This window comes from Polaromonas sp. (assembly GCF_039932935.1).
Classification (GTDB): Bacteria; Pseudomonadota; Gammaproteobacteria; order Burkholderiales; family Burkholderiaceae_C; genus Polaromonas.
This window is the reverse complement of sequence record NZ_JBDTPB010000015.1, coordinates 1-10424: the sequence shown is the minus strand read 5'-3', so window position 1 is coordinate 10424 and position 10424 is coordinate 1. Positions and strand designations below refer to the sequence as shown.

Genomic DNA, 10424 nt, shown 5'->3' with positions numbered 1-10424 from the left:
GGTGGTGGTGGTGGTGGTGGTGGTGGTGGTGGAAATGGCAACGGCAGCGGCCGTGGTCCCCGCACGCCAAACCCGGGCCAACCGCGACAGAACTCTGGTTACTCACAAAACGGCCAACCGCCACGGCAGACCCAGGCACCGCGCCAGCGCGATGACCAGCAGCCTCGCGCGCCGCGCAACGAGGCAAGGGAGCCGCGCAACGACTTCGACAACCAGCAACCCGCAAGCCACGCGTCTTCGGGCTTCCCATCCTCCGGCCAGCCTACGGGCGGCAACCGGGGCAACTACCGCGGCGGCAATCGTTCCGGTGGCGGCGGCGGTGGTGGTTCGGGCGGCAGAGGTAACGGACCTCGCCGGCCGGGCGGTCCCGGCTCGTTTACAGGCCGATAAGGCTTATTTGGCGGTCCACTGTGTGGGCCGCCGCGCGCGGCGGCCGTGCGCTACCAGCCGCGCACGGAATGGATTCGCTCCAGGAGTTCACTGCCTCACCCCTTGAGCGCATTTTTTGCGCTCCCATACCCCTGTCAGTTGACGTGCAAGGGCCGCGGTCCTTGCTCAGGGACCTTCAATTGCTTGGCCGGATTGCTGAGCTTTGGCAGCCGACGCCGCGAACCCAGCACCAGTTCGATATCCTCACGCGCGCCATCGATCAACACCAGGATCGCCTTCTCGGCTTTTGCCGGGTTGCGCGCAATCACGGCGTCCAGCACGGCACGATGCATGGGCAGCGAGCGCTTGGGTCCGTCCTTGCGACTTGTGGAGATTTCAAAACTGGTACGCAGCAACGCACTCAAGGCCTTGCTCATCTGGACCAGCATGCGGTTATGGGCCGCCCGCAATAGGCCCTGATGAAACCGCAGGTCATAGGTGACATAGTCGCCTCCGCCTTCCACGGCCCGTTTCATGCCCGCGAAGGCATCTTCGATTTCCGCGATCTCCGCGGGTGTGGCCCTTTCGGCAGCCATGCGAACGGCGGCAGGTTCCACCAAGCGGCGCAGCTCAAGCAGATCGCGCAGAAATTCCGGCGTGATACCCGCTTTGGCCTTCCAGGCAATCACATCCGGGTCAAACCAGTTCCAGTGCTCATCTGTCAACACGCGGGTCCCGACTTTGGGTCCCGTGGTCACCAGCCCTTTGGCAATCAGCGACTTGACGGCTTCGCGCACGACCGTACGGCTGACCCCAAGCTCTTCACACAAAATGGGCTCCGGCGGCATGGACATGCCTGCGGCGTAACGCCCCGCAACAATGGCTTCCCCGATGTGGTCAACCGTATTACCGTGGACGTTTTTCATCGTGGCCATGACGCTTCCTTACCCCCGCACAAACAAGGTGACCAATGGGTCCGGTCCCACCTGCCGGCTCCAGTGGCCATGCACGGTGGCGTCGAACGTGGCGCCCGCGGGCAATACATCAGCTGAATAGAAGTGCTGTCCCGGTTTGAAAATGCGAGACACACTGCCCTGCAAGCCAATTTCCATTTCACCACCCAAAATGAACACCCATTGAGGATTCGGGGTGCAATGAAACTGGCTGCGAAATCCTGGCGGGCTGTGGCGCAATTGGTAGCCGCCCGATGCGAACACTTCCGACAACATAGCTTGCGGCGAACCTTCGCCGAGCGGCACAGCTTCTTCCCGAAATTTGGCCCGACCGTCGGTATCGGTGTAAAGAATGACTTTGGGGAAAACGGTCACAAAGGACTCCGGTGAATAAGATTGGAATGCAATTCTGTTACGCAGCTTGGTCACCAAAGGCAATTTGCACCTTCATGGATTGGCTTTTGTCGCCCGCAAGTTTAAAGGCGTGCGTTGCCTGATCGAATGCCACGATGTCCGTGACGACAGGCCGGCCATCGATCAGGCGGCCATTCAGAAAAGCCACCGCGACGGCGAACTCCTGATGAAACCGGAAGGTACCGCGCAGATCAATTTCTTTGGCCACCAGGGTGTTCAGCGGCAACGACACATTGCCGCCCAACCCTACCGTCACAATCACGCCGCGCGGCGCCACCACGTCCAGGCCGGCAACCAGCGCCTTTTCACTGCCAGAGGCCTCGAACATGACGTCGAACTGACCTTTCTCCGCGGCATACGGTTTGAGCCCGTCGGGGTCGCTGGAAAAATTCACGACCTCGTCGGCCCCCATCTTCATGGCGCAAGCGAGCGGCAACTCAGCGATATCGGCCGCGACAATACGGGCAGCACCCGCGCGCCGCAGACCGGCAATCAGCAAGGCGCCGATAGGCCCGCAGCCCGTCACCAGCACCTGCTTGCCAAATACCGATCCGGCCCGCGCGATGGCATGCAGGCCGACCGACAACGGCTCGGCCAATGCGGCTTCGGACAAAGGCAGGTCATCGGCCACACAGTGCGCCTGTGCTGCCTCAATCACCAAGGTTTCCCGAAAGGCTCCCTGAATGTGCGGAAAGCGCATGGCGCTGCCATAAAAGCGCATGTCCATGCAGTGGTTGTGCAGACCCTGCTGGCAAAAACGACAAGCACCGCAAGGCCGCGACGGAGAAATCGCGATGCGTTGCCCGGCACGAACGCCGGTGACCTCAGCGCCCACGGCCTCCACGATGCCCGACACTTCGTGCCCCAACACCATCGGCTCCTTGAGACGCACGGTGCCAAATCCCCCATGCTGGAAATAATGCAGGTCAGAACCGCAAATACCCCCAAAGGCGACGCGAACTCGGAGCTGTTGCGGGCCCAGGACCTCGGCATCCAGCGCATCAAGTCGCAAATCGAGCGGGGCATGGCAAACAAGTGCGCGCATAGAGTTTCTTTCGTTTCCCGCAGGTCGCGGCGGCATCACAAGGTTGCCGTCACGCCGCCGTCGACATACAAAATATGGCCGTTGACAAAGCTCGAGGCGTCGCTTGCCAGAAACACGGCTGCACCGGCCAGCTCGGCAACCTCGCCCCATCGCCGGCTTGGGGTGCGCCCTGTGAGCCAATTGCTGAACTGTTCATCAGCCACCAGTTTTTCTGTGAGTTCGGTTTTGAAATACCCGGGGCCCAAGCCATTAACCTGGATACCGTAGGGGCCCCAGTCAATGGCCATGCCTTTCGTCAGCATTTTTACGGCGCCCTTGCTGGCCATGTAGGGTGCAATGTTCGGTCGGCCAAGTTCGCTTTGCACCGAGCAGATGTTGATGATCTTGCCGCTACGGCGCTCAATCATCTTTCGCGCCACAGCCTGCCCGACATAAAAAACACTGTCGACATTGGTGCGCATCAATTCGCTCCAGTCCTCTGCCGGAAAATCCTGCAACGGCATGCGACGCTGCATCCCCGCGTTGTTCACCAGAATATTGACGGGGCCTATGGTCGACTCAATGTCGTCAACCGCGGCCTGCGCGGCCGACGCCTGAGTTACGTCAAACGCACGTGTGTGAACCGTCAGGCCTTCACTTCGCAGCACGCCGGCGGCCTGCTCAAGCTTGTCACTGTTTCGACCGTTCAGCACCAGGGCCGCGCCGGCCTGGCCCAGTCCGCGCGCCAGCGCAAAACCAATGCCGCCGGAGGACCCGGTGACCAGCGCAAGACGTCCATCAAGACTGAAAGCGTTCGCGGCCATCCCTGGTCAATCGAGACGGGCGCCGCTGGCGTCGTCAAAAACGTGACTCTTGCCGTTCGCGATCTGGAGGTGAACGATATCGTCCGGCTGTACGCTGGTGCGGCCGTGCATCACCAGGACAACCTGTGCACCTCCAACATCGAGCAAGAGCTCGGTTTCAGCACCGGTGGGCTCCACAACAATCACTTTAGCGGGAATGCCTTGGCCGTTTTCCGACAGCGTGATGTCGCCGGGCCGCACGCCGTAATGCACAGGTTGACCATCACGCGCCTGCCCGATTGTGCCGATGGGCCACTGGTGCCCCTGAGCTTCTACCCAGGCTTGCCCACCCGACTGACGCAGGACACCCTTGAAAACGTTCATGGAGGGGGAGCCGATGAACTGAGCCACGAACAGATTACCGGGGCGATCAAACAGTTCGAGCGGGGTACCGATCTGCTCGACGATGCCATCGTGCATGACGACAATGCGGTCGGCCATCGTCATCGCTTCGATCTGGTCGTGGGTGACATAGACCGTTGTCGTTTTCAGGCGCTGGTGCAGCGCCTTGATTTCGGCGCGCATGGCCACACGCAGCTTGGCATCCAGGTTGGAGAGAGGCTCATCAAACAGGAAGACCTTCGGGTCGCGCACGATCGCGCGGCCCATGGCCACGCGCTGGCGCTGGCCGCCCGAGAGTTCCCGGGGGAAACGGTCCAACAATGGGTCCAGGTTCAGGATTCGCGCGGCGTCACCGACACGCTTGTTGGTAAGCTCCGCATCGGCCTTGCGCAGTTTCAAGCTGAAGGCCATGTTGTCGCGTACCGTCATATGCGGATAGAGCGCATAGCTTTGAAATACCATGGCGATGTCACGGTCCTTGGAGTCCAGGTTGTTGATGACTTTGCCGTCAATCGACATTTCACCGCCGCTGATTTCCTCCAACCCGGCAAGCATGCGCAAAAGCGTCGACTTGCCGCAGCCAGACGGCCCCACCAGCACGACAAACTCGCCATCAGCGATGTCAAAGCTGATGCCGTGGATGATCTTGACCTTGCCGAAGGCCTTTTCAATATTGCTAAACGATACAGAAGCCATGGTATTTTTCTCGAAATCAGCTTTTCACGGCGCCGGCTGTGAGGCCGGACACCATATAGCGTTTAAATGCGTAATAAATCGCCGCGGGAGGCAGCGCGTAAATAAGACCGGTCGTCATCAACAATTCCCACGGGGAATCATCGGCGGCGAGGAAATTGCCCAGCGCAACGGACAGCGTCACACTGGTGTCCCTGGACAGCAGCAGGAACGCGTAAAGATATTCGTTCCAGGCCAGCAGCAGCGCATACGTGCCCACGGCCACAAGCGACGGCACCATCAGCGGCAAGTACACCAGTCTGAAAAGCTGCATGGCGGTAGCGCCGTCCATGCGGGCGGCCTCGTCCAGCTCATACGGCAGCTTGTCAGAGGCCTGCTTCAGCACCCAGATGCAATAGGGGGACGCGATGGTCACCATGGCCAGGATCAGTGACCACTGGTTGTTGAGGATGCCGTAGTTGCCCATCGTCTTGTACATGGGCACCGCCAGAAACGCAGCCGGAATGAAATAGGTGAACAGCGCAAGATTCATGACTGTGCGGCCGCCTCTGACTTTGAGCCGGCTGATGGCAAATGCCGCAGTGGTAGCAACCACCAGCGTCAGCACGCCGACCGACAGCGCAATCACCAGGGAGTTTCCCAACTGGACCCAGAAATGGTCGAGGTAGAAATGCTTTTGCCAGAACACCGTTTCAAAATTGGCCAGTGTCGGGTTCTTTGGCCAGAGCCGCCCCGTCGTCGCCTCATTCCGGGGAGAAATCGCAAACAGCACCATGTGATAAATCGGGATCAATGTCCACAGCAACACAGGGATGCCGATCAACAGTAGCCTGGCCTCGCGGCTGACCGTGCGAAGTGTGACGCGGCTCATTTGGACAACCTTTTCATCATGAAGTACACCAGCGGCAGCACCAGGGGAAGCGCCACCACAATCGATGCCAGCGAAAGGTCCACCTGGTCCAGGCGCAGATAACGGATACCGAGCGTGGCCAGCACATGGGTCAAGTCAGCCGGTCCGCCGCCTGTCAGCAGGTATACGCTGTTGAAGTCACCCAGAGTCCAGATCATCGACAGGATGGTCGAGGTCAGGTACAGCGACCGCATGGAAGGCCAGGTGATGAACCGGAACTTCTGCCAGACCGTGGCACCGTCCACCGATGCCGCCTCGTACTGCTCGGCGGGAATCGCCATGCGGCCGGCCAGCAAAATCAGGGTCCAGAACGGCAGGGACTTCCAGATGTGGGCCAGCATTGAAAAGCACAGCGCCAGCGTCGGATCGTTGAGCCAGTTGGGCCCGTCAACGCCGCTCAGCTTGTAGATGAGTGTGTTGATGACACCCCATTCCGGATTGAGCATGAAGCGCATCGACAAGATGGTCGGGATCGACGGTACTGCCCATGGCAGGATAAATATGACCGACAGCCCCTTGATCCACCAGCGCGTATTCAGGAAAAAGCCGGACAGGAACAGCGCGACCACCATCTTGACGTTGACCGCCACGACGATAAAGACCACGGTATTGATCAGCGAGCGGAAAAATATAGGGTCGGCAAAAAGCCGCACATAACTATCGGGATGGCGCGCGAGCCAGAGGCCATACCCCACGGGGTATATGACAAAAACCACAAATATCAGCAAATAGGGAATGACCAGAACGAGGCCCCACTTCTCCCATGAAGTCATGGCTCCGCGCTCGGCGCGCAAAGAGGGGCCGGTCTGGTCGATGATGGCAGTGCTCATGCTTTTGGTACGCGCGCCGCCCTTCTGGGCGACCCAGTTCGGGCGGCGCGGCTTTCTTCAGTCAGCGGTAGGTCAGTTGGCCACGGTTTTGATACGGGCAATCATTTCATCGACAGCCTTGTCCACAGGCACTTTCTCGTTGAGGACCCGGTTCGCCGCTTTGGCCCAGACGTTTTCGTTGTTCAGGATGGTGAACTTGTAGTTCTTGGTGAACTCGAAATTGACGGTGCCGTTCATGAACTGGTTGTACACGGCGGTGCGGTGAGAGTCAGCCTTCCAGAACGGGCGTTGCTGCGCCGTTTTGGTCACCGGGAACCAGCGGCCCAACGAACCTTCCACATACGGCGTGAGGTTTTCCTCCTGCATCAGGAAGGAGACAAACTCTTTGGCACGCGCCTTGTTTTTTGCCTGATTGAACACCACGCCGACCTTGACGGCGGCACGGTAGACCATCTTGCTGCCGTCAGGCTTGTTCGGGAACCCTGCCGTGCGAATCCGCTCGGTGTAGTTCTTTTTCGCAAGCTCGCGCTCCTCCGGCTTCAGGGCCGCGTTGTTCATGTCGTCCAGCCATTTCGCTGCGATGGAGATCGTGGCGTTATGGGTCAGAATGGTGGTCTTGTTGTGGAAAGCGACATTGTTGTCCGGGTCTTTCCAGCTGGTCGACGAAGGTGGCGTGCAGCCCTTGGTGTAAGGCTGGGTGTAGTCGGTCAGGGCGCCGATCAGGCCGGCGCGCACTTTCGGGTCATCAACCAGCAGCTTGCCGCTGTCGCTGACCAGGGTCACGTTGTAGGCGTCCATGAACGTCAGGAACGAATAGAAGGAGTCGCTCGAATCCACGCCCAGCGGCTGGCCGATGCCGAAAGTGCGGTTACCACTCTTCTGGCGATAAGCGGGCTGCACCTTGTCGCACCAGAATGACCAGTAGTCCTTCCAGCCGGTAGGAATGTCGGACTCCTTGAAGCCGGCTTCGTTGAGCATGTCCACCCAGTACTGGATGTGCATGGTCTGCTGCTTCATCGGAAAGGCGTAATAAGCCCGCGTTTTGGCGACGTCGTTATAGAGGAAGGCGGTTTCCACCGTGTTGGGCGCAAAACGCGCACGCATGGGGTTGATCACGCTGCTGATGTCTTCAAGCTTGCCGTCGAAGGCCCACTTGCCAGCCACCTGGAAGTCATAAACGTCGGCATAAGCCACATCGGGGGGACTGCCGGAATCGAGCGCGGCCACCGTCTTCGGAATCATGTCCTGCACGGGGTACTGCGACAGCTCGACCTTGACGCCTTTGTGTTTGTCTTCGTACTTTTTGATGGCCGCAAACAGCGCATCATCTTCGGCCTTGTAAAAGCCCTTGACCCACCAGACGGTGAGCTTTTCCTGGGCTACAGCCTGCCCGGCTGTCACCAGGCCTGCCGCGACCATCGCGGTGGCAAGTATTGTCTTCAGTTTCATTGGTTTGTCTCCTCTGCGGGTTAGTTGTCTAGCTGGCAAAAAAACGGCGCCTGCATTCCTGGACGCATTGTTATCATATGATGATTAACTCAAGTGCTTTCTATGGAAAACCCGAAGCACTCAGACCATTCACTGCCATTCAGGCACCGGCGTAAAGAGGGGCTGCCCGTCAAAATGGGCCCGCAGATTACTGACCGCGAGGTTGGCCATGGCGTGGCGCGTCTGCACGGTGGCACTGGCCATGTGGGGCGTCAACACGACGTTGTCCATGGACCACAGCGCCTCCATCGGGTGCGGCTCCTGCTCGAAGACATCCAGCCCGGCGCCTGCAATCACGCCTTTGGCAAGCGCCTCCACGAGCGCAGCCTCATCCACCACAGAGCCGCGCGCCACATTGATCAAATAGCCTTCGGGCCCGAGCGCCTTGAGGACATCGGCATTGATCAGGTGGCGGGTACCCGCCCCGCCCGGCGTAATAACCACCAGAAAGTCCACCGCCGCAGCCAGCGCCTGTGCCGTAGGGTAAAAACTGTAAGCAAGATCAGGTTTGGCGCTGCGCCCGGTATAGGCAATCGACATGCCAAATGCCTCTGCACGAAGCGCGATGGCCTGGCCAATACGCCCCAGACCAACAATCCCGAGGCGGGCTCCCGACACCTTGCGCGCAAGCGGCATGGCACCCTCCTTCGCCCACTGACCGGCCCGCACGTAGCGGTCGGCCAGCGGTATACGCCGTGCGACAGACAGCATGAGACCCAGGGCCAAATCCGCCACTTCGTCATTGAGCACCCCAGGGGTGTGCGTCACCGGAATACGGCGTTCCAACGCAGCGGAGACATCCACGCCGTCGTAACCCACGCCCATGATGGAAATGATTTCCAGCGCGGGCAACTGCTCTATCAGCGCACGCGGCACCTTGGACTCGCCTCCTCCTGCCACGCCGCGTATCAGAGGCGCTATTTTGGCAAAGGCCACCGGATCGCTCTCGTGCAACCTGTCGTGCACTTCAAATGACTCCTGAAGCGGCCCCATCAGGAAGGGCGGCAGTTTGGCAACGGCAAGAACATGCGGACGGGAAGACGGGGAGGACAAGGCACTAACTCCTGTGGTCATGGTTTTCACTAAGATATCGAATTCAATGGTATGACGATAATATGTTTGAAACTTAAGGACTTTCCCGAATGAGCGATTCAATCAAGAAAAAACTGCCCCATGAACTCCGCAGCCAGCAATGGTTCGGCCGCCAGGACCGGGATGGCTTTGCCTACCGCAGCTGGGTCAAGGGAAAAGGCGTGCCGCATGACCAGTTTGACGGTCGTCCGGTCATCGGCATCTGCAACACGTTCAGCGAACTGACGCCCTGCAATTCGCATTTCCGCACAATTGCCGAACAGGTCAAGATCGGCGTCTATGAGGCAGGCGGTTTCCCGCTCGAATTCCCGGTGATGTCGTTGGGCGAAACACTGCTGCGCCCCACCGCCATGCTGTACCGCAACCTGGCCAGCATGGATGTGGAAGAAAGCATTCGCGGCAACCCGATTGACGGCGTGGTGCTGCTGATGGGCTGCGACAAGACCACGCCTTCACTGGTCATGGGCGCCTCGAGCGTAGACCTGCCCACGGTGGGCGTCAGCGGCGGCCCCATGCTGAGCGGCAAATGGCGCGGCCAGGAGCTGGGATCGGGCACCGGCGTCTGGAGCATGAGCGAACAGGTGCGCGCGGGTACGCTCAAGCTTGCCGAGTTTTTTGAAGCTGAAAGCTGCATGCACCGCAGCCACGGCCACTGCATGACCATGGGCACGGCCTCAACGATGGCCAGCATGGTGGAAGCCTTGGGCATTGGCTTGCCCGGCAATGCGGCGTATCCGGCGGTGGACGGCAGGCGCAACGTGCTGGCCCGCATGGCAGGCCGCCGTGCTGTGGAAATGGTGCACGAGGACCTGACGCTTTCAAAGATTTTGACCCGGGAAGCATTCGAAAACGCCATCAAGACACTGGCGGCCATTGGCGGCTCCACCAACGCAGTCATTCACCTGATAGCCATCGCTGGACGCATCGGCGTCAAGCTCACGGTGGACGACTTCGATCGTCTGGCCAGCGAACTGCCTTGCCTCGTCAATCTGCAACCCTCAGGCAAATACCTGATGGAAGATTTCTGCTACGCCGGTGGCCTGCCCGTGGTGATGAAAGAAATCGCGCAGCACCTTCACACCGGTGCCATCACGGCCAACGGCAAAACCATAGGCGAAAACTTCGCCGATGCAGAAAACTTCAACACCGACGTGATCAAGCCTCTCAGTGCGCCCTTCAAAGACAAGGCCGGCATTGCCGTGCTGCGCGGCAACCTTTCGCCGCGCGGCGCCGTCATCAAGCCCAGCGCCGCCACGCCAGAACTCATGGTCCACAAAGGCCGGGCCGTGGTGTTTGAAACGATTGAAGATTTCCATGCCCGCATCGACGATGAAGACCTGGATATCGACGAAAACTGCGTGATGGTGCTCAAAAATTGCGGCCCCAAGGGCTACCCCGGCATGGCCGAAGTCGGCAACATGCCGCTGCCGCCCAAGGTGCTGCGCA

Annotated in this window: 10 protein-coding genes and 1 pseudogene; 2 read left to right on the top strand and 9 right to left on the bottom strand. The window is 59.7% G+C overall.

What is annotated here, in order from left to right; all coding sequences use genetic code 11:
• Nucleotides 1-390 (top strand): annotated as a pseudogene (locus tag ABI546_RS02290) (RNA helicase); the annotation flags it as partial.
• Nucleotides 391-524: 134 nt separating this feature from the next.
• Here the strand turns inward: ABI546_RS02290 and ABI546_RS02285 are convergent.
• From ABI546_RS02285 to ABI546_RS02245, 9 genes are all read right to left on the bottom strand, one after another.
• Nucleotides 525-1304, bottom strand: a complete 780-nt coding sequence (locus ABI546_RS02285) for a FadR/GntR family transcriptional regulator (RefSeq protein ID WP_348043694.1) — start codon at nucleotides 1302-1304, stop codon at nucleotides 525-527.
• Nucleotides 1305-1313: 9 nt separating this feature from the next.
• Nucleotides 1314-1697 carry a hypothetical protein gene (locus ABI546_RS02280; protein ID WP_348043696.1) on the bottom strand — a complete coding sequence of 128 codons (384 nt, stop codon included), beginning with the start codon at nucleotides 1695-1697 and terminating at the stop codon, nucleotides 1314-1316.
• A 37-nt stretch (nucleotides 1698-1734) separates the two neighbouring features.
• On the bottom strand, nucleotides 1735-2781 hold the full coding sequence (locus ABI546_RS02275; protein ID WP_348043692.1) for an L-idonate 5-dehydrogenase: 1047 nt from the start codon (nucleotides 2779-2781) through the stop codon (nucleotides 1735-1737).
• Between the two features lie 35 nt (nucleotides 2782-2816).
• Nucleotides 2817-3584, bottom strand: coding sequence for an SDR family oxidoreductase (locus ABI546_RS02270; RefSeq protein ID WP_348043690.1), 768 nt, complete (start codon nucleotides 3582-3584; stop codon nucleotides 2817-2819).
• A 6-nt stretch (nucleotides 3585-3590) separates the two neighbouring features.
• Nucleotides 3591-4661, bottom strand: a complete 1071-nt coding sequence (gene ugpC / locus ABI546_RS02265; RefSeq protein ID WP_348043688.1) for a sn-glycerol-3-phosphate ABC transporter ATP-binding protein UgpC — start codon at nucleotides 4659-4661, stop codon at nucleotides 3591-3593.
• Between the two features lie 16 nt (nucleotides 4662-4677).
• Complete coding sequence (locus ABI546_RS02260) at nucleotides 4678-5529, bottom strand: carbohydrate ABC transporter permease (protein WP_348043686.1); 852 nt, start codon at nucleotides 5527-5529, stop codon at nucleotides 4678-4680.
• Nucleotides 5526-6398 carry a sugar ABC transporter permease gene (locus tag ABI546_RS02255; protein WP_348043684.1) on the bottom strand — a complete coding sequence of 291 codons (873 nt, stop codon included), beginning with the start codon at nucleotides 6396-6398 and terminating at the stop codon, nucleotides 5526-5528. The genes ABI546_RS02260 and ABI546_RS02255 overlap by 4 nt, the downstream gene beginning before the upstream one ends.
• A gap of 72 nt (nucleotides 6399-6470) precedes the next feature.
• Complete coding sequence (locus ABI546_RS02250) at nucleotides 6471-7847, bottom strand: ABC transporter substrate-binding protein (protein ID WP_348043682.1); 1377 nt, start codon at nucleotides 7845-7847, stop codon at nucleotides 6471-6473.
• Nucleotides 7848-7976: 129 nt separating this feature from the next.
• Nucleotides 7977-8939 carry a 2-hydroxyacid dehydrogenase gene (locus tag ABI546_RS02245; protein WP_348043680.1) on the bottom strand — a complete coding sequence of 321 codons (963 nt, stop codon included), beginning with the start codon at nucleotides 8937-8939 and terminating at the stop codon, nucleotides 7977-7979.
• An 89-nt stretch (nucleotides 8940-9028) separates the two neighbouring features.
• On the opposite strand from ABI546_RS02245, the gene ABI546_RS02240 reads away from it, so the two are divergent.
• Nucleotides 9029-10424 (top strand): dihydroxy-acid dehydratase (locus ABI546_RS02240; protein ID WP_348043678.1); only part of this gene is annotated, 1396 nt, incomplete at its 3' end.